The sequence below is a fragment of the Brumimicrobium sp. genome, assembly GCA_023957385.1.
GTDB lineage: Bacteria > Bacteroidota > Bacteroidia > Flavobacteriales_D > Crocinitomicaceae > Brumimicrobium.
In genome coordinates, this window is the sequence record JAMLGZ010000001.1 from 2488053 (window position 1) to 2509032 (window position 20980).

Annotated in this window: 22 protein-coding genes; 16 read left to right on the forward strand and 6 right to left on the reverse strand. The window is 34.8% G+C overall.

The genetic code is table 11. The features are described from left to right. Window positions 1-32: 32 nt before the first annotated feature. The 4 genes from M9897_10850 to holA are packed head-to-tail and all read right to left on the reverse strand — an operon-like array spanning window position 33 to window position 3451. Entirely contained in the window at window positions 33-1076 is a 1044-nt protein-coding gene (locus M9897_10850) for a hypothetical protein (protein MCO5269376.1), read from the reverse strand. Then, a complete protein-coding gene (locus M9897_10855) occupies window positions 1073-1732 on the reverse strand; it encodes a DUF4159 domain-containing protein (GenBank protein MCO5269377.1) in 660 nt (219 codons plus the stop codon). The genes M9897_10850 and M9897_10855 overlap by 4 nt, the downstream gene beginning before the upstream one ends. After that, on the reverse strand, window positions 1725-2459 hold the full coding sequence (locus M9897_10860) for a 16S rRNA (uracil(1498)-N(3))-methyltransferase (GenBank protein MCO5269378.1): 735 nt from the start codon (window positions 2457-2459) through the stop codon (window positions 1725-1727). Before M9897_10860 ends, M9897_10855 begins: the two co-directional genes overlap by 8 nt. Beyond that, a complete protein-coding gene (holA, locus tag M9897_10865) occupies window positions 2459-3451 on the reverse strand; it encodes a DNA polymerase III subunit delta (GenBank protein ID MCO5269379.1) in 993 nt (330 codons plus the stop codon). The genes M9897_10860 and holA overlap by 1 nt, the downstream gene beginning before the upstream one ends. A 330-nt stretch (window positions 3452-3781) precedes the next feature. On the opposite strand from holA, the gene prpB reads away from it, so the two are divergent. The 3 genes from prpB to M9897_10880 are packed head-to-tail and all read left to right on the forward strand — an operon-like array spanning window position 3782 to window position 7264. After that, on the forward strand, window positions 3782-4648 hold the full coding sequence (gene prpB / locus M9897_10870; protein MCO5269380.1) for a methylisocitrate lyase: 867 nt from the start codon (window positions 3782-3784) through the stop codon (window positions 4646-4648). Beyond that, window positions 4632-5786, forward strand: a complete 1155-nt coding sequence (gene prpC, locus M9897_10875) for a 2-methylcitrate synthase (GenBank protein ID MCO5269381.1) — start codon at window positions 4632-4634, stop codon at window positions 5784-5786. The genes prpB and prpC overlap by 17 nt, the downstream gene beginning before the upstream one ends. A gap of 26 nt (window positions 5787-5812) precedes the next feature. Beyond that, window positions 5813-7264, forward strand: coding sequence for a bifunctional 2-methylcitrate dehydratase/aconitate hydratase (locus M9897_10880; GenBank protein ID MCO5269382.1), 1452 nt, complete (start codon window positions 5813-5815; stop codon window positions 7262-7264). A gap of 50 nt (window positions 7265-7314) precedes the next feature. Here the strand turns inward: M9897_10880 and M9897_10885 are convergent, their stop codons facing one another. Next, window positions 7315-8160 (reverse strand): IS3 family transposase, encoded by an 846-nt coding sequence (locus tag M9897_10885; protein MCO5269383.1) that lies wholly within the window; start codon window positions 8158-8160, stop codon window positions 7315-7317. A gap of 14 nt (window positions 8161-8174) precedes the next feature. After that, window positions 8175-8606, reverse strand: coding sequence for a transposase (locus tag M9897_10890; protein MCO5269384.1), 432 nt, complete (start codon window positions 8604-8606; stop codon window positions 8175-8177). A gap of 192 nt (window positions 8607-8798) precedes the next feature. On the opposite strand from M9897_10890, the gene M9897_10895 reads away from it, so the two are divergent. From M9897_10895 to M9897_10955, 13 genes are all read left to right on the forward strand, one after another. Then, the gene (locus M9897_10895) at window positions 8799-9152 is read left to right on the forward strand and encodes a helix-turn-helix domain-containing protein (GenBank protein ID MCO5269385.1); all 354 of its coding nucleotides are present in this window, start codon (window positions 8799-8801) and stop codon (window positions 9150-9152) included. Next, window positions 9146-10432 carry a type II toxin-antitoxin system HipA family toxin gene (locus tag M9897_10900; GenBank protein ID MCO5269386.1) on the forward strand — a complete coding sequence of 429 codons (1287 nt, stop codon included), beginning with the start codon at window positions 9146-9148 and terminating at the stop codon, window positions 10430-10432. The genes M9897_10895 and M9897_10900 overlap by 7 nt, the downstream gene beginning before the upstream one ends. Window positions 10433-10795: 363 nt before the next feature. After that, complete coding sequence (locus M9897_10905) at window positions 10796-11164, forward strand: cation transporter (GenBank protein ID MCO5269387.1); 369 nt, start codon at window positions 10796-10798, stop codon at window positions 11162-11164. A gap of 102 nt (window positions 11165-11266) precedes the next feature. Continuing rightward, window positions 11267-12112, forward strand: coding sequence for a transketolase (locus tag M9897_10910; protein ID MCO5269388.1), 846 nt, complete (start codon window positions 11267-11269; stop codon window positions 12110-12112). Between the two features lie 11 nt (window positions 12113-12123). After that, a complete protein-coding gene (locus M9897_10915; protein ID MCO5269389.1) occupies window positions 12124-13476 on the forward strand; it encodes a VWA domain-containing protein in 1353 nt (450 codons plus the stop codon). After that, window positions 13476-14432 (forward strand): transketolase family protein, encoded by a 957-nt coding sequence (locus M9897_10920; protein MCO5269390.1) that lies wholly within the window; start codon window positions 13476-13478, stop codon window positions 14430-14432. The genes M9897_10915 and M9897_10920 overlap by 1 nt, the downstream gene beginning before the upstream one ends. A 12-nt stretch (window positions 14433-14444) precedes the next feature. Then, window positions 14445-15632, forward strand: coding sequence for an aspartate aminotransferase family protein (locus M9897_10925; GenBank protein MCO5269391.1), 1188 nt, complete (start codon window positions 14445-14447; stop codon window positions 15630-15632). A 123-nt stretch (window positions 15633-15755) separates the two neighbouring features. Then, window positions 15756-16385, forward strand: a complete 630-nt coding sequence (locus M9897_10930) for a response regulator transcription factor (protein ID MCO5269392.1) — start codon at window positions 15756-15758, stop codon at window positions 16383-16385. Between the two features lie 25 nt (window positions 16386-16410). Further along, window positions 16411-18438, forward strand: coding sequence for a tetratricopeptide repeat protein (locus M9897_10935; GenBank protein MCO5269393.1), 2028 nt, complete (start codon window positions 16411-16413; stop codon window positions 18436-18438). Between the two features lie 58 nt (window positions 18439-18496). Then, on the forward strand, window positions 18497-18892 hold the full coding sequence (locus M9897_10940) for a hypothetical protein (GenBank protein MCO5269394.1): 396 nt from the start codon (window positions 18497-18499) through the stop codon (window positions 18890-18892). A gap of 75 nt (window positions 18893-18967) precedes the next feature. Next, on the forward strand, window positions 18968-19225 hold the full coding sequence (locus M9897_10945; protein ID MCO5269395.1) for a hypothetical protein: 258 nt from the start codon (window positions 18968-18970) through the stop codon (window positions 19223-19225). Between the two features lie 20 nt (window positions 19226-19245). Next, window positions 19246-19734 (forward strand): YfbM family protein, encoded by a 489-nt coding sequence (locus M9897_10950; GenBank protein ID MCO5269396.1) that lies wholly within the window; start codon window positions 19246-19248, stop codon window positions 19732-19734. A 90-nt stretch (window positions 19735-19824) separates the two neighbouring features. After that, window positions 19825-20937: a hypothetical protein gene (locus M9897_10955; protein MCO5269397.1), complete on the forward strand. Its 1113-nt coding sequence runs from the start codon at window positions 19825-19827 to the stop codon at window positions 20935-20937. The last annotated feature ends 43 nt before the right edge of the window (window positions 20938-20980 follow it).

The window sequence follows — 20980 nt, forward strand, 5'->3', positions numbered from 1 at the left end:
GTACAACCAATCTTAAGTATCCTTTCTATAGATTATTTCTTTTTCGTCTTTAAAAAGAAAAGGATACACATAAGAATTATAAAAATCCCCATAAGGAACAGTAGATTTCCATCTAACCACGGAATAAAATCTTTTTTCTTTATTTCTTTTGCTTCTTTAGGCTTTTGAGTTTTATTATTTTCTCTTGCCTCATATTCAATATAATGATCATGAAAATCATAGCGATTTTTTACAACTTTCCCAAAAAGCCCTTTAAAACTTATCTGTAAGTAATCTCTTTCACGCATGATATAGATAGACTTATTGTATTTATCTCCAAGTTGTTTGTCTGAAATATTATAATGTCTCCCAGCTGAGTAATAAAAATAGGCATTGGTTATATAGAGGTATTCCTTCTGAAAGTCTCCCATCTCTTCAAAAGCATCTCCCAAAACAATATCACGCGAATCATTAAACATAGCATATTGACGTAAAGCTGAATCAATGGCAACAGAAACTAAAGCATATTCATTTTTATTGGGAGCAGCACTTTTTCGTGCCTTCTTAATACGTTCGCTTTTTAAAATCGTAAAGATATTTGTAGAATCTGTATAAAAAACACCTTTCTTTTTAGCTATATAGGCATTATTTAAGTCAGTAAAGGCATCATATAAACTATAAATAAGATTTGTATCCTTAGGAAGAGTACGTTCATTATATTGCTGCAATGCTTTGAATCTACCTACTTTATGCATAGTTAGTCGATATAACCCTTGCGCAACAGGATGCCTTACAGAATCCATATTAAGGCGAGAAAAAATACTATAAGCTAGCTCATATTTTTGAAGATAAACACTTTCATAAGCATAGAACAAACTATCATGCGGTGTCCATTCATTCATGGGATTATTATGAATTTGCATAATACGTATCTTCATATAATGAGGGGGTTCTGGTTGTCGTTGATATTTTCGTATGCTAAACAAATATGTGTTTTCATACTTCGGTGGTGCCTGCCCTCCCATATCTTGCGCCATAACTAATGAAAACGATAGCATTAGATAAACAATACCATATATAAAAAAACGCACTATCATTCAATCCCTCCTTTAATCAATATAAACTGTAAAATATTAGCGCCCATCTTTAGTGCTGCTTCTCGCTTTTCTGGAGGATCATTATGCACTCCTTGATCTTCCCAACCATCTCCTAAATCAGTTTCATGAGTATAAAGCAACACTAACCTTCCTTCTATAATAATTCCAAAAGCTTGTGGACGTTGATTATCATGTTCATGTATTTTTGGTAATCCATTATTAAAATTATACTTCTGATGAAAAATAGGATGAGAAAAAGGTAATTCTACTAATTTCTCATTAGGAAAAAGCTTTTGAATTTCAGGTCGTATGAATTCGTCCATCCCATAGTTATCATCTATATGCAAAAAACCTCCTCCTAAAAGGTAGGTGCGTAAATTTTCTCGTTCCGAATTAGAAAAAACAACGTTTCCATGACCTGTCATGTGTACAAATGGATATGAAAATAGAGCAGGACTCCCCACATCTACATACGGAACTTCTAAATCTATATTTGCTTTCAAGAAATCGTTGGCAAATTTCACTAAATTAGGAACGGATGTTGGATTAGCATAATAGTCTCCCCCACCGTTATACTTCAATACAGCCACCTGAAAATTTTGTCCCCATGAAAGGCAACAAAATGAAAGGCTTACTATTATCCATAAATTACGCATTGTTCTCTTCTAAAAATAATTTGCAACTAGCGCAGGCAAATACTCCAGCTGTTTCCGTCCGCAAACGAGTTTTTCCCAAAGTTACAAATTGATATCCATTTTGAGTTGCTTTTTGCACTTCATTTTGACTAAAATCGCCTTCTGGGCCGATTAAAATCGGGGTGTTTTGAACTAACCAACGTTGGCTATTTTTCATAATCTCCTTTGAGATAGTCGTATTTTTTGAACTATCCTCATAGCAATGCGCCAAGAGTCCATTTGGGTTATTCTTTAAAAACACATCCAATTTAGTCAAGTCATTCAATTTCGGCAAAAAGAGTCGTTTAGATTGCTTTACTGCCGATACCAAAATTTTCTCAAACCGATCCTTATTGATGACTTTACGCTCTGAATTATCGCAAAGCAACGGGGTTATTTCATGTATTCCTAGTTCTGTTGCTTTTTCTAAAAACCATTCAAAACGATCATTATTTTTAGTAGGTGCTATAGCAATATGAATATGATAATCATCTTTGGGTTGCACAAGGTGTTCTTTACGTTGAATCATCATTCTTTTATGTGCATTATCCAATATCTCTCCCAGAAAAAGTTCTCCTTTTCCATTTATCACCTCTACGCTATCTCCATTTTGCAGGCGTAAAACCTTGGCAGCATGCTTTGACTCTTCCTCTGAAAGAGTGAGTATATCATTGTCTAAGCTATCTAGTTCAAGGAAAAATCGATTCATCAGTGCATTAATAAAAAGATGAGTTCACGCAAAAGGTCAGAGTCTGTTCCCGGCCCGGGATTAATCCCTTTGCTCTTTAAATCGTATTCCTGTAGAATAGCAATATTGGTAGCTATTTTTTTAGGATTATATATTTGTTTAGCTTTCATTACCTCTTGTGCTGCGGGGTAACTCATCTTTAACTTAGACATCAATTCATTTACTGAATTTGCTTGAGAAAAATGGGCACGCATCAAGCGGTCGTGAAAATTAAAAATCATTGGAATTAGTGCCGTAATATGTGTTGCTTTTGGATTTTGTTCAAAATAATGTATGATTTTATTTGCCTTAATAATATTACGTGACGCTATGGCATTTGTTAATTCAAAAGCATTGTAATCCTTAGATATTCCAATATTTTCTTCTATATGGTTTGGTGTAATCTGAGTTCCCTTTGGAAGTATGATAGCTAATTTATCAAGCTCATTCACTATTTTCCCTAAGTCTGTCCCTAAAAATTCCACTAACAACAAGGCAGCTTTTGGCTCTATCGTATATCCTTTACTTTTAATGTATTCGTTTAACCAATTCTCTACTTGATTTTCATAGAGTGGTTTACTTTCAAATACAACCCCATGCTTACTTACGTTCTTAAAAAATTTGGTGCGAGAATCTGCCTTTTTATGTTTATGTGCAATAATTAATACAGTAGTAGATACAGGGTTGGAAAAATAGGACTCCATAATATCCCAAGACTTAATATCCTGCGCTTCTTTTACTATCACCACTTGTCTTTCAGCCATCATCGGATATTGCTTCACTTGTTCTTGCAACTGATCCATGTTAACATCCTTCCCATAAACAACAGTCAGATTGAAGTCCTTTTCATGCTCGTCCAACAGAAAATCCTCTGCTGCTTGAGTAATTCGGTCAATATAATAAGCTTCTTCCCCATGTAAAAGGTAAATGGGTTTGGGAGTTCTATTCTTAAATTGAGCTATGATGTCTTTCATATCGGATTTCAAAAATAAGAAATTAACTGAAAGATAAACTGAAAAGAGCAATAGATTTTATACTAAAAGCAAAGGGAAATGATATAATAACCTATTGCTCATTTAGAATGAAATACAACAAATAATTATATAAAAAAGGAAAATCTTTTACCTCATTCCAAACAAACAAATCTCCATCCATCCTTCTTTTCTTGACTTTTGTCATTTATCCCTATCTATTTCATTTTCTACTTTTATATTTACGGATTAATTCGTTTATTTGTAATCCATTAAAAAATAGTTGAAATAGTGTCAAATTATATCTCTCCCGGTGCAAAATTTCGGGAAGCAATGAAAAAGGAAAGTCCACTACAAATTGTAGGGGCTATCAACGCAAATCACGCTTTATTAGCGCAACAAGCAGGTTTTAATGCCATTTATCTCTCAGGAGGAGGAGTAGCCGCTGGTTCTTTAGGGATTCCAGATTTAGGAATTACGAATTTAGAGGACGTACTCATAGATGTGAGAAGAATCACACGTGTATGTGACTTACCTTTATTGGTAGATATTGACACTGGTTTTGGAGCTTCAAATTTCAATATTGAAAGAACTATCAAAGATTTAATTAGAGCAGGAGCTGCAGCTATTCATATTGAAGATCAAGTGGGAGCTAAACGTTGTGGACACCGTCCAAACAAGGAATTGGTAAGCCTCGAAGAAATGGCTGACCGCGTGTACGCTGCGAATGATGCTCGAAACCAAGTTGACAAGGATTTTGTGATTGGTGCTCGAACAGATGCGTTTGCAAATGAAGGATTAGACGGAGCATTAAAAAGAGCCATAGCATATAAGGAGGCTGGTGCTGACTTTATCTTTGCTGAGGCTGTTCCAGATATTTCTTATTACAAAGAATTCGTACAAGCTACAGGAATACCTGTACTAGCAAATATTACCGAATTTGGAAAAATTGACATGTACACCGTAGAGGAGTTAAAAGCAGCTGAAGTAGAATTAATTTTATATCCACTTTCTGCTTTCCGTGCTGCTAATAAAGCTGCTCAGGTGGTATATGAACATATACGCCAAGAAGGAACACAGAAAAATGTTTTAGACACTATGCAATCTCGAACCGAATTATACGAAAGTATTGGCTACTATGATTATGAACAAAAATTAGATAACCTTTTTAAACAACAAAAACATGGAAACTCAAAATAACCCTATGCCAGTTAAAAAGAAAAGCGTTGCTTTATCTGGTGTTGCCGCTGGTAATACCGCACTTTGCACCGTTGGAAAATCTGGAAACGACCTTCATTACAGAGGTTACGATATTTATGATTTAGCTGCTAAAGCTCAATTTGAAGAAGTAGCTTATCTTTTAATTTACGGTAAATTACCTACTCAAGCTGAATTAGATAGCTATAAAGCAAGATTAAAAACACTGAGAGGTCTTCCGAAAGGAATTAAAGAAATATTAAAGCAAATTCCTGGTGAAGCACATCCTATGAACGTATTACAAGTATATGCTGCTTCATTGGGAACAATTACTCCAGAAAAAGAACCTTATACAAAGGAAGGTGCGCAAGCAATTGCAGATAAATTAATGGCTTCATTTAGCTCTGCTCTATTATTTTGGCATCATTATACTGTAAACAACAAAGAGATTGAAGTAGAAACTAACGATGATTCAGTGGGTGGACATTTCTTACATCTTTTACATGGAAAAGCACCTTCTGCTTCTTGGGAACATGCAATGAATGTTTCTTTAATTTTATATGCAGAGCATGAATTCAACGCTTCCACTTTCACAGGTCGTGTAATCGCAGGAACTGGTTCTGACATCTACGCTTCTATTGCTGGTGCTATTGGTGCTTTACGTGGACCAAAACACGGAGGTGCAAATGAAGTAGCGTATGAGATTCAATCTCGTTACAGCTCTGCAGATGAAGCTGAAAAAGATATCTTAGTACGCTTAGAACAAAAGGAAAAAATCATTGGATTTGGTCACCCAGTATATACAGTTACCGATCCTCGTAACGTAATTATCAAGAAAATTGCAGAAGATCTTTCAAAAGAAGATGGAGATATGCTATTGTACGATGTTGCCGAAAGATTGGAGACAGCCATGTGGGATAACAAAAAAATGTTCCCTAACCTAGATTGGTTCTCAGCTGTATCTTACAATAAGATGGGTGTTCCAACTGCTATGTTTACTCCTCTATTTGTTGTGAGTCGTGTTACAGGTTGGGCTGCACATATCATCGAGCAAAGAGAAGACGGAAAGATTATTCGTCCAAGCGCGAACTATATCGGACCAGATGATTTAACATGGGTAGATATTAAGGACAGAAAATAAGTATAAACTATTAATATAAAATATAAATGTCAGCAAGAATTAGTAATGAAAGACCGCAACCGGATAAAGTGTTGGTAGATATTGCGGATTATGTACTGAATTATGAAATTAAAAACGAGTTAGCTTGGAAGACAGCTCACTATTGTTTGTTAGACACATTAGGATGTGGATTAGAAGCCCTAACATATCCTGCTTGTACTAAAATGTTAGGACCTATCGTACCAGGAACAGTAGTTCCAAATGGTGCTAAAGTTCCAGGAACATCTTTCCAATTAGATCCCGTTCAAGCGGCATTTAATATCGGAGCAATTATCCGTTGGTTAGACTTTAACGATACTTGGTTGGCAGCAGAATGGGGACACCCTTCAGACAACTTAGGTGGTATCTTAGCTACAGCAGATTGGATTTCAAGAAATAATATCGCTGAAGGTAAAAAACCTTTAACTATGAAAAGTGTACTTGAAGGGATGATCAAAGCACATGAAATTCAAGGTGTAATCGCATTGGAAAATTCTTTCAATAAAGTTGGTTTAGACCACGTAATGTTGGTTAAACTAGCTACTACAGCTGTAGTTGCTAAGATGTTAGGTTTATCTAGAGATGAAGTAATCAACGCGGTTTCTTTAGCTTTTGTAGATGGACAATCATTGAGAACATATCGTCATGCACCAAACACAGGAAGTAGAAAATCTTGGGCAGCTGGTGATGCAACATCTAGAGGTGTTAGATTAGCTTTAATCGCTAAAACAGGTGAAATGGGTTACCCTTCTGTATTAACTGCTCCAGTTTGGGGATTCTATGACGTTTCTTTCAAAGGAAATGAATTCAAGTTTCAAAGAGATTACGGTTCTTACGTAATGGAGAATGTATTATTCAAGATTTCTTTCCCTGCTGAGTTCCACTCACAAACTGCAGTTGAAGCTGCTATGACCTTACATGGTAAATTAAAAGCAATGGGTAAAACTTCTGATGATATTAAGAAAGTAACTATTCGTACACACGAAGCTTGTATTCGTATCATCGACAAAAAAGGTCCTTTAGCGAATCCTGCCGACCGTGACCACTGTATCCAGTACATGGTAGCTGTTCCATTAATTCACGGACGTTTAACTGCTGCTGATTATGAGGACAACATCGCTTCTGACCCAAGAATTGATGCCTTAAGAGATAAGATTTCTTGTGTGGAAGATCCACAATACACGAAAGATTATCACGATCCAGAAATGCGTTCTATTTCTAATGCATTAACTGTTGAATTAAACGACGGAACTGTATTAGACGAGATTGAAGTAGAATATCCAATCGGACACAAGCGCAGAAGAGATGAAGGTATTCCTGAGTTAATCAAAAAATACAAAGTTAACTTAGCTCGTGTGTTTGCTGAAAAACAACAAAATCAAGTATTGAATCAATCACTAGATTTTGATACCTTAGTAAATACACCAGTAAACGAATACGTTGATTTATATATGAAATAGAAAAATTTGTATCGTCCTAAATAAGCGTTACATATTTTAAACAAAAATAATTAAAACTTCTGTGAAGCTAGCTTCACAGAAGTTTTTTTATAAGTTTTTCTTTTTATAGTTCTTTGCATATGCATTTTACTTGGTGTTAACAATTCACATGACAGATGTGGTCTTTGGTTATTATAGATTTCAATAGATTCTTTTACAATTTTTTTCATTGTTTGAATATCAGCTTTATAATTTTCCAATAAAAACTCATCCTTTAATATTCCATTTACTCTTTCAGCTACCGCGTTTGCATACGGATCATAGCTTTCAGTCATACTAGGTCGAATATTTTTCCTTTTAAGACATTCTTGATATTTATTACTACAATATTGTATTCCTCTATCAGAATGATGAATCAAAGGATGATTCTTATATATACGATTTTTACAGGCCATTTTAAGAGCTCTTAAAGCACCTTCTGTTGCAAGGCTATTTGATAAATCATACCCCATTATCCTCTTTGAATAAGCATCCGTTACTAGAGCTAAATAACCATTACCTCTTCCTTCAATATAAGTTATATCTGATACCCATACTTGTTCTGGTTTTGTTATTTCTAAATTCTCTACAATATTTTTATATTTATGAAATCGATGATGAGAATTAGTTGTGATATGATAGTTTTTCCTTGGAATTACTAACATATGATTTGCTCTAAGAATATCAAAAAGTTTATCTCTACCCACATGAAGACCTTTTAATTCTTCTTTTAAAAGAAAATAAAGCTTCTTAGTACCTATTCTAGGCATTTTTATACGTACATTATTAACCATTTCAATAACTTGGCTAGCGACTTCTCGTTTTTCATTTATAAGCCAGAAACTACGATAATAGTATTGTCTATTTATCCCGACCAATCCACAAAGATAGCCTATTGACCTTTGCCTTTCTTTGTTTGTTTCTTTGATTGATCGGGGAAGGAGTTTTTTCTTACAGGAAGCATATATTCTTTTTCTGCTATGTCTATAAGCTTATCCAAAATATAAGCTTTATCCTCGGCTTTCATTAATTGTTCCTCTAAGAAATCATTCTTTGATTCCAATAACCGTAATTTCTGCTCTAACTCTTGGATTCTTTGTTGTGGTGTTTTCATAAATATAGAATTAGAACTGTTTTTTAAATCAAAGATACCAAATTTCCTTCTCCAATTTAAAATTGTACTATGAGATTGTATACCGTACTTTCGCATTACTGCTTCGGTACTAATTTCTCCGCTTTCAACTTCTTTAACTACAGCTAATTTAAAAGACATGCTGTAATCTTTTTGTGTACGTTTAATGTACTGATTTTTAGATTTATCCATAACATTACTTTTTTTAGTGTAACGCTATGTTAGGACAAGACAATTTGAATATATAAGCAAGGGAGGTCGATGATCTCCCTTTTTTTATTCTAAATATCTAAGGGGCTAATATTCCTAATAATATTTTATTATTTTAGAAAAAATTATTATATTTGAGTAATATTTCAGTCGTTAAATTAAAATAAACATATAATGAGTGATATTTCAAACATTTTTCTTTATAGTGATAAATCTATCCTACAAGAGATTGGCAAGTTCATTCAATCCAAACGTATTGAAAAACGTCTCACCCAAGATGAGTTAGCAGAGAAGGCCACTATGAGTCGTTCTACGATTAGTCTCATAGAAAGAGGTGAAGGAAGCACTTTAGCAAACCTCATCAAGTTGCTGCGTATCTTAGATGCATTGTATGTGCTACAGGGATTTGAAGTTATTCCCAAAATCAGTCCTATGCAACTTGCCATGGAGGCTCAAGCAGAATACAAACGCGTACGAAAAAGAAAAGGGGAACAACCTTCCTCTTCAGACGAAGATTTTGAATGGTAACAACTGCCTTCATATACATTTGGGGTAAACGCGTGGGGGCAGTTGCCTGGGATTCTACACAAGGTGTAGCCAACTTTGAATTTGACACTCATTTTGATAGTGAAAAATGGCAACTTGCACCGTTTACGATGCCACAAAAAGGGGTTATTTATTCTTTTCCTGCACTACGAGATTCAGATACTTTTAAAGGTTTACCTGGTTTATTAGCTGATTCATTACCTGATCGCTACGGAAAAGAGTTGATTGATGTTTGGCTCGCTCAACAAGGCCGCCCTTCCAACTCACTCAACCCTGTGGAACTACTTTGTTTCATTGGCAAACGAGGAATGGGAGCATTGGAATTCCAACCCAGTCTAAAAACAGAGGACACCTCAACTCCTCTAGAATTAACGAGCTTAGTTGAATATACGCGACAACTTTTATCACACAAAGAAAAAATAAAAGTACACACCAATGAGGAACTCAAAGATGTGATGCTCGATATTTTAAAAATGGGCACATCAGCGGGAGGCGCACGCCCCAAAGCCATTATTGCTTACAATGAAAAAACTGGAGAAATACGCTCTGGTCAATCCGAAACAACAACTGATTTTGAACATTGGTTAATCAAATTTGACGGAGTGAATGATACACAATTTGGCAGCTCTCATGGATATGGACGTGTTGAAATGACCTATTATAAAATGGCTACTGATTTTGGGATACAAATGACGGAATGCAGACTCATCGAAGAAGAAGATAGAGCGCATTTTATGACCAAACGCTTTGATAGAAAAAAAGGAAATCAAAAACTACATACGCAAACATTCTGTGCACTTCAACACTTTGATTATAACAATATAATGAGTTATAGCTATGAACAACTTTTTCAAACTATGCGACAACTCAAATTAAGCTATTCAGAAGCAGAAGAAATGTATCGCAGAATGGTTTTTAACGTGCTTGCACGAAATTGCGATGATCACACCAAAAATTTCTCCTTCCTCATGGACACAGATGGGGTATGGAAGTTAGCTCCCGCATACGATATTTGCTTTGCATACCACCCAGAGAATAAATGGGTGAAACAACATAATCTGAGCATCAATGGGAAACGTAGCGACATTAACAAGCAGGACTTACTCATAATCGCTTCAGAAAACTCCATACGAAATCCAGAAGCTATCATTAATCATTGTCTGGAAATTATTCAAAATTGGAAAAAATATGCAAAGCAATATAAGGTACCTAAGGAGTTAAGCCAGAAAATAGATGCTTTATTGATCAAAGATATCAAATAAATTATAGATATATGAATCAATAATCATTCGTTATACGTTAAAATAATCATTAATGAATGATTTTTCATACTTTTTTCAATATTTATTTATTAAGCTAAAATGCAAATATGACATTAGACCCCGACACTCCTTCGTCCGTCGGGGTGACAATGCAAAGAGAGGATAGGGCGGTGGGCAAAGCCGACCGACAATCCTCCCCCACTATTGTCACCCAAAGAACTTGGTTACTCAGCCCTACTTGTGAATTATTTATTTCTGGAGATGCACAACGGGAATATTAAAAAAGTGTGAGCACAATAAATAATGAATAATTTCAAGCATCAAATCACGTTATTTCTTAATATCTTTGTGTAAACTTGTAAGATGAAAAAAATTATTTTCATACCTCTTATTTTATTAGTTGCTTGTCAGAACAGCACTGAAAAAGAGCAAATTGCGACAGAGCAATCGATAGAAATGATAGCGCCTGAATCCAAAGTGATTCCGAATCAGATAGCTACCTTCGATGTATCTGGAATGATGTGTGAAAAAGGATGTGGTGCTAGTATTCGAAAAGGACTTTACGATGCAGGGGGTGTTTCCCAAGTAGATGTTCGATTTGATGAATTACACAGTGAGATTTCAGTTCATTTTGACGATCAGCAAACTTCTGTTGAAGAAATAATCGAAACTATTGCAGCTCTTCCCAAGATAGCATACACCGCAACTCTAAAAGAAATTCATCCGATATAAGAAAACTTATTAACAATCTAGCATCTTACTAACAATCTGGAGTTTTGTCATCTTTTTTTTGCTTTAAATTGATAACTTTGTTGTCATATAAAAGTTGAAAAAATGGATATTGAAACACTGAAAAAATACGCTTCACAAACACGAAGAGACATTTTGAGAATGGTAGCCGATGTAAATTCGGGCCACCCAGGCGGTTCACTAGGTTGCGCAGATTACTTTACTGTTTTATACCATCGCGTTTTAAAGCACAATCCACAGCAATTTACCATGGATGGCAAGGGAGAAGATTTATTTTTCCTTTCAAACGGACATATTTCTCCGGTTTGGTATAGCACATTGGCTCATGCAGGGTATTTCCCAGTCAATGAACTTTCAACTTTTAGAAAATTAGGAACGCGTTTACAAGGACACCCAAGTATTGATAAAGGGCTACCTGGAATTAGAGCAGCATCTGGTTCATTAGGACAAGGTCTTTCTATGGCTTTGGGTGCTGCAGAATCTAAAAAATTAAATGGAGATTCCAATCTAGTATACGTACTAATGGGTGACGGTGAGTTACAAGAAGGACAAGTTTGGGAAGCCGCTATTTACGGTGCTGCAAAAGGAATTGACAATGTGATTGCTACTGTAGATTACAATGGACGTCAAATTGATGGCGATGTTGAAGATGTGATGTCACTCGGAAACTTAAAGCATAAATGGCAGGCTTTTGGCTGGGAAACCATTGAAATGAATGGAAATGATATGGATTCATTAATCAAAGGGTTTGAACAAGCTAAATCACTTACAGGAAAAGGAAAGCCAGTTATGATATTGATGACTACCGAAATGGGACAAGGCGTTGATTTTATGATGGGAACTCATGCTTGGCATGGAAAAGCACCAAATGCGGAACAACTAACTAACGCACTCGGTCAGCTGGAAGAAACCTTAGGCGATTACGCATAAGATTAGATATTATGAAAAGAATACTTATTGCTTTATTATTAATTGTTTCGTTTAACACCTTCTCACAAGGTGAATTAACGCGTATTCTTTTCGTGTTGGATGCTTCCAATTCTATGAATGAAAAATGGGGGACTCAATCTCGTATCTTAACTGCTAAAAAGATACTTTCAAATGCAGTAGATAGCTTAAGGGGTGTTCCAAATCTGGAACTCGCCCTAAGAATATATGGTCACCAATCTCCAATTACTCCGACATTTCAAGACTGCAATGATACTAAATTAGAAATTCCATTTGGTAAAAATAACCATCAAGCAATTCTAGATAAAGTTAAAACAACGCAAGCTAAAGGAACAACCCCTATTGCATTATCACTCGAACAAGCTGCTGATGATTTTCCAGATAGAATTGCTAAGAATGTAATTATTTTAATTACCGATGGGATTGAAGCCTGCGATGGAGATCCATGCCGAATCGCAACCAAGTTGAAAGAAAAGGGAATTACAATTAGTCCCTTCGTAATTGGACTAGGTATGGACATGTCTTATCTCTCGCATTTTAACTGCTATGGTAATTACAAATCAGCAGAAGACCCTATTGCTTTCAGAGAAGTCCTTAAAGACATTATCAATAAAGTATTAGTGAATACTACCGTTCAAATTAATTTAAACACAATAGATAAAAGACCTTTAGAAACAAATGTAACCATGTTCCTTTATAAAGCAGGAACTAAAGAATTGAAGTACACTTTTACCCACACCATGAATATAAAAGGCGTGCCTGACACCTTAATTCTAAACCCAGATATCACCTATGATTTATATGTTAAAACATTACCTGCTGTTGAAAAGAAGAATATAAAAATCATTAGAAACACACACAACATTATCGAAGTAGATGCGCCACAGGGTAGATTAAAAGTAGGATTTGCTCAAAGCACTAAGTATGGAAATGTAGAAGTGAGAGTAATGGAAAAAGGAAAATCTAAAACATTGAATGTGCAGAAGTTTGATGAAATTCAAGAATATATTGTCGGAGAGTATGATTTAGAAATTCTCACTTTACCTCGACGTTATCAAACTATTAAGGTAGATCAAAGCGCCACAACTAACATCACCATCCCTTCTCCGGGTGTCATTACATTAAATTCCTACAAACCTGTAACAGGGCAAGTGTTTGAGATCGTAGGAGAAAATCAATATGAATGGGTGTGTGATTTGAATGAAATGAAATCAAACAATGAATTAATTTTGCAACCAGGCAAATACATGGTGGCATATCGTCAGAAAGATATAAAAGAAGTAAGCTATTCAAGAACCAAGGTTTTTGATGTATTTTCAAATAGAACTTTAACAATTAATTTATAATGGAAAAGGAAATTACAGTTTTAGGAAAAAAGGACACACGTTCCGGATTTGGTGCCGGGTTACACGAAGCAGGAAAGAACAACCCCGATGTTGTTGCATTGTGTGCTGACCTGACAGGCTCATTGAAAATGGATGATTTTAAAGATGAGTTTCCTACACGTTTCTTTCAAATGGGTATCTCTGAAGCAAACATGATGAGTGTGGCTGCGGGAATGACTATTGGAGGTAAAATTCCTTATACTGGAACCTTTGCTAATTTCTCCACTGGGCGTGTATATGATCAAATCCGTCAATCCATTGCATATTCTAAGAAAAATGTAAAAATATGTGCTTCTCATGCTGGGTTAACTCTCGGAGAAGATGGAGCTACTCACCAAATATTAGAAGACATAGGCATGATGCGTATGCTTCCAGGCATGACTGTAATTGTTCCTGCTGATTATAACCAGACAAAATTAGCCACTATGGCTATCGCTGATGTTGAAGGACCTGTTTACTTACGTTTTGGCCGTCCATCTGTTCCTATCTTTACAACAGAGGATGCTAAATTCACAATTGGAAAAGCAGATACTATTTTCGAAGGAAAAGATGTTTCAATTATCGCATGTGGGCATCTCGTTTGGAAAGCAATTGAAGCTGCTCAGGAATTAGCCAAAGAAGGAATTGATGCAGAAGTTATCAATATGCACACCATTAAACCTTTGGATGAAGAGGCTATTTTAAGAACCGCTAAGAAAACCGGTTGTATTGTTACAGCTGAAGAACATATGTTACATGGAGGTCTTGGTGACGCTGTTGCTCAAGTTCTTGCAAGAAATCTTCCAACTCCTCAAGAATATGTAGGGGTAAACGATACTTTTGGTGAAAGTGGAACTCCTGATGAGTTAATGACTAAGTATCACATCGATACACCAGATGTAATTGCAGCTTGCAAAAAGGCAATTGCAAGAAAATAAAAAGACAAGTTCATGTCATCACAGGCTGATAAATTCAAGAGACTTCAAGGACAAACTAGCCCTTATCCTCTATTGATTGAGGTTGACTATGCCAAAGGAAGTTATATCTACGACAAAAATGGCAAGGCTTATTTAGACATGATTGCTGGGATAGCAGTTTGTAATTTTGGTCATAATCATCCTGATATTGTACACGCTATCAAAAAGCAAGTTGATAGACACCTTCATGTCATGGTATATGGTGAATTCATCCAAGATGCTGAGATTGAAATGGCAGAGCGTTTAACTGCGATGCTTCCTAGCAATCTGAATCAAGTATATCCTGTGAATTCGGGGACTGAAGCCAATGAAGCGGCGATTAAATTAGCCAAACGAGTAACTGGAAGACAAGAAATTATATCTTGTTACGGTGGATATCATGGGAACACCAACGGAAGCTTAAGTTTGTCTAGTAACAAAGTAAAAACTGAGCCGTTTGAACCTTTGCTTCCTCATGTTAATTTTATCCACCACAATTCGTTAGAAGATATCTCAAAAATCACTGAAAATACAGCTGGTGTATTTATCGAAACGATACAAGGAGACGCTGGAGTTCGTGTTTCAACAAAAGAATTTTTAACAGCAGTTAGAAAACGCTGTGATGAAGTAGGTGCCCTACTCATTTTCGATGAGATACAATGTGGAATGGGAAGAACCGGTAAAAACTTTGCTTTCGAACATACTGGTGTCGTTCCGGATGTACTCACTTTAGGAAAAGCGCTTGGTGGTGGAATGCCTATAGGTGCTATCATTAGTAGTAGAGAGAATTTAGAGTTATTTAGTCACAATCCTATTTTAGGGCACATCACTACTTTTGGTGGACACCCTGTTGTTTGTGCCGCTGCAGCTGCTGGGCTAAAAATTTTATCAGAAATTGATTATAAGGAAATTGAAAGATTAGGCAAAAAAATAGAAGATGCTCTGCTTACGCATCCTTTAGTAAAAGAAGTTCGCCGATTAGGACTGATGTTCGCTATTGACATGCCTTCTGCTGAGATTGTAAATCAAGTGGTACAAGGATGTATTTCAAATGGACTACTCTCTTACTGGTTTTTATCTCATCCTGATAGTTTTAGATTAAGTCCTCCCCTTACTATGAGTGAAGCTGATGCTCAAAAAGCAATTGAAATTATGTTGTCAGTTATGAATAGCATCTCATAAGACATTAATTATCAATTTATTATATAATTTAACACAAAAAAGGACTTCTTTCCTTGATTTTCACTACATTTGGAGTCTTCTATAATGATTAATTATAGCTATTGACATTAATTGAAACTTACTATGCCCATTAAAATATTATTATTTGAAGACAATCAAGATTTAAGGGAGAGCATATCTACTTTTATATCTTTTTGTGAAGGAATGGAACTAGTATCTGCTTTTGAAAATTGCAGTAACATTCTTAATCACATTGATTCGTATCAACCTGATTTATTATTAATGGATATAGATATGCCTATTGTCAATGGAATAGAAGGTTTAAAAGCGGTACGTAGCAAACATCCTGATCTTCCCGTTATTATGTTGACAATTTTTGAAGATGATGAGCATATTATTGAAGCCATTCAAGAAGGGGCTAACGGTTATATTCTTAAACAGCATGTGACAACTAAACTAGAAGAGGGTATTCATGAGGTTTTAGATGGAGGAGCACCCATGTCTCCCATTGCTGCTAAAATTGTATTAAATCATATTTCTAAAGTTTCTGCTAAGAAAGATTATCAACTCACACAAAGAGAAAAAGAGACTTTACAATCATTAACTGAGGGGAATAGTTATAAAATGATTGCTGCTAACTTTAACATCTCTCGAGAAACTGTATGTTCTCATATCAAAAAGATTTATGAAAAGTTGGGAGTTCATTCACAAGCAGAAGCTGTAAGCAAAGCTCTCAAAGAAAGGATAGTATAAAACAACACATTATAGGAAGATAATAATGAAGGCGCTTGGAATTTTTATAGGTATACTGATTTTTAGTTTTTCTACAGCTCTCGCTCAATCTCCTAAAATCTTAGATAGCCTTTTACAACTAGAAAAGTCTTTACCTATAGGAAGCCAAAAAGTTAAAGTAATTCGTGATATCGGTGTATATTATAGCACCAAAAACTCAACAAAAGCTATTGAATATTTTAACAAAGCCATACAAGTAGGAAAAGAAATAAATGAGCAATTTTATACGACTAGCACATATTCTCAGCTTGCTATACTATATAATAATATTGGCAATATCAGTAAAGCCGATGATTATCTTGACATACTCAAAGAGATAAGTTTAAAATCCAAAAAAGATTCTATACAAGCATCTTACTACCATGCTGCTGGACTTATCAATAAGAAGCGAGGAAAAAATGAAGAGGCACTTGTTTTCTTTAAAAAGAATTTAGAATCATTAAAAAAGCAAAAATCAAATGAAGAGAATATTGCAGGAGCTTATTTAAATGTCGCTAACACATATATGGTATTAGCAAAGTATAAACTTGCTATTGAAAATTTATATAATGCACTTGAAATATTTGAGAAAATAAACAACAAAAGAGGTATGTCATTTTGTTACAATAACCTGGGCAACATTTACCATCTAACAAAAGAGTATCAGAAATCTATTGAGATGGCTGAGAAATCTATAGTGATTAAAAAGGAACTCGAAGATGAAAATGGACTCTACAACTCCAGAATACTAATTGCAGACAATTACATAAGTCTTAATAGGATTCCTGAAGCAATTGACATCCTTGAAAACTGCACTTATTATTACATTCGAATGGAGCTCGTTTATAATTTAGTGAATACCTATCACCTTATGGCTAGAGGGTACGGAATGCTGAATGACACTTTAAAGGCTATACTCTATTATGACTTTGCTATTAACAATTCTAAACGTCTTGATTCTCCCAAATTGTTTCTAGAATTTACGCAAGAAAAGGAAAGCTTTCTAGGTTTTATCCACACAGATCAAAATAATATATCTGCAGTCAGTGAACATTTAAAGCTAGCTCGTGAACAGAAAGATTCACTTGGTATTGTTAATGACCTGAAACTCTTACGCAATTATCATTATAGTCAAGAAAATTACAAAGAGGCCTATATATACAATCAAGAATATCAAGAAATTTACAATCGTTTGTTCAGAGACAATTTACTTAGAGAATTAGAAGAGAAGGAGGCGCTTTATGAAATTGAAAAGAAAGACAATGCGATAAGCTTGCTTCAAAAAGATAAAGAAATTAACCAAGCAAAACTAAAACAGCAACAATACGTGCTATTCTCAAGTATTATCTTGGCAATATTGGTAGCTATTTCTGCATATCTATTCATCAATCGTAATAAGATTCGTCAGGAGATGAAACGAAGAGAAGAGATGGAAAAGATTAGAAATCAGATTGCACAAGATTTACACGATGATGTTGGCTCTACTTTATCCAGTATTCAAATCATTAGCAGTTTACTTAAAAAGCAATCTCCAGATAATTCTAAATTAAGTGAAGGAGTGGACAAGATTGAAGGTTTATCCACTAATGTAGCTAATAGTATCCGAGAGATTATTTGGTCAACAAACCCTGCCAATGATAAGATAGACTCTATTCTTACACAGCTTAAAAAGATTGCGCATGAGATTCTAACCCCTTCCCAAATTGAGTTTGTTTTCAAGGAAGAAATAGCAAATGGAGAGCTCATCATTGATCCGAAAACACGAAAGAATCTTTTAATGATCTTTAGAGAAACTATCAATAATGCTCGCAAATATAGTATGAGTCCAAACGTTGATATTTCTATTTCTCAACATGGACATACATTACAATTAATAATCAAAGACTTTGGAATTGGTTTTGATGAGAATGAAATCACACATGGAAATGGTCTATACAATCTACAAAAACGAGCAAAAGAGATGAATGGGAAATTAGATTTCTCATCTGAAAAAGGAAAGGGCACAACTCTAAATCTGACAATCAACATCACCTAATTTAGGGATTGACACAAAGTTCAATTTAGCTGATCTTTGTTAAAAATTGATTGTAGGAATGGAAAAAAATAAGAGGGTATTTCTATATACAGAAAGCGCACATTTAAAAGAAAGTCTTTCGGAGTTTATACAATCATTTGGAGGATATGAAATATTGGATGTTGATACCTCCCTGAAGGAGCTATATTATCACCTCAATTATCTTCAGCCAGAAATCATAATTATAGATACTAAAACACATTTGCTTAACATTTCAGAATTCACTTCTAAACTCAACACTTTTGATTCTAAAACACCCATATTATTTTTATCTAATCGCGAGAATGACCAATTAAACGACTATTTAAACAGCTATAGAAATAGCTCATATCTCCTAAAGAAAGACATCGTTAATCAACTAGAAAACAAACTCAATTATACTGAAAAACTAGCACAAATAATTATTCACGACTAAACTTATATCCCTCATTTTAGGGATTTTATTTGAAGAAGAAGTCTTTAACTTTGTATTATAATTTAAATATGTATTATGAAAACAACTTTATTTTTAAAAATGAAAAAAGGTCTATTATTTATCACAGCAATCGTGTTGAGCACACTTTCGCTTACAGCGTTTTCGCAAAACTATACGATTGAATTAGTAAAAAACATCAATCCAAGCGGTGATTCGAACCCAATTTATTTCGGTACCTATAATGGAAAACTATATTTTCATGTTAATGATGGCATAAATGGATTTGTTAGTTGCAACCTTAACACAACAACACACTTAAAAATAACAACTTAAAAAATATTTGAATTATGAGCATGATAGGAAATTTACTTCGAGTGACAAAATCTGAACTTGAAGATTATTTAAAAGACAGTTTTTTATTGGAAGATAAAATCTATGACGACGAAACAGAAAATGGAAATTTAGTAGATATTGGTAAATCTTGGGATGGAATAATATTTTTACTTACAGGAGAAAGTTTCGTAACCGCAGAACATAATCTTGCAAGAATTTTATTTAGCGGACAACTAATTGATGAGGAACAAGATTTAGGTTATGGGCCAGCCCACTACTTGACACCTGAGCAAGTTGCCGAATTAAACAATGAAATCTCGATAATTACTATTTCAGACTTAAAGCAAAATTTCAATCCTGAAAAAATGAACGAATTGGAGGTTTATCCGACACCTCGGAACAAAGGTGATGATGTATTTGATTTTGTTGCTGACGATTTTTTAACTGTACAAAATATTTTTGCTGAGGCAACAAAAAATGGAGAAGCGATAATTACATTTTTGAACTAACCGACAAAAAAAAGATACGCCCCCTCATTTCATCAAAATAACAAGAAACAGTGACATAACTTTGTCATCAAATAATAAAAACAAATAATTATGAAAACAATCACTAAAAACACATTTAACATACTTCTATTAAGCATACTCTTAAGTATGAACTTTACTGTAAAGGCTAATTCAACTGCCACTACTGGAGAACCCCAAATTTCAACTGGATATTTCTGTGCATTCTATATCGATAACAAAGGAACTTTATGGGCTTGGGGAAAAAACAATCAAAGTCAAATCGGAGTTGCTAGTTCTTCTCCTAAATATACCCCAGTAAAAATCATGGATAATGTACTCAAAGTATCGTCAGGAGAGGAGCATACCATGATATTAAAAAATGACCATACACTATGGACTGTAGGGTATAATTCTTATGGAAGATTGGGTACAGGAAAGGATTTTTCAGAGTCAACTCCGCAAAAAATCACAGATAAAGTGATTGATATTGCTGCAGGAAAAGATTTTAGTCTTTTTGTTAAAGAAGATAACACACTCTGGTCTATGGGTGTAAATAATTGGGGACAATTAGTAAATGGAAACCAAGATTATCAAATTATACCAGCTAAAGTATTGGATGACGTACTAGCTGTTTCAGGAGGTGCAAACCATACACTAATCTTAAAAACAGATCATACGCTTTGGGGTGTGGGACACAACAATAATCATCAATTAGGAGAAACAAAGGGAAAACCAGTATTCTCTCCTATCAAAATTGCAAGTGATGTGATTCAAATGTCTGCAGGAGTTCAATTCACACTATTTATTAAATCAGATGGTTCACTTTGGGGTACTGGAGTTAATGGATATGGACAAATAAAAGATAACGGTGGATATAGCATTCACAATCCAGAAAAATTGATGACCGATGTTTCGTACGCTTCTGCGGGGAAAGAACAGAGTGTAGTTGTAAAAAAAGATGGAACACTTTGGGGCGCTGGAAGAAATGAAATGGGTGAGTTAGGCCTTGGAAATACCACCAATAAAGCTGGCTTTGTAAAAATCATGGATGATGTAGTGATGGCTGAAACATCAAACAGCTTTACTATTGCCTTGAAAAAGGACGGAACAGTTTGGTCAACAGGAAGTAATGGATCTGGTCAGCAAGGAAGAGGAACAGGATTCCAAAATAGTAAAGTATTTGAGCAGATTACATTCAAATAAAGATGATAAATTAAATCCCACATATTGGGGATTGTGAGAACTA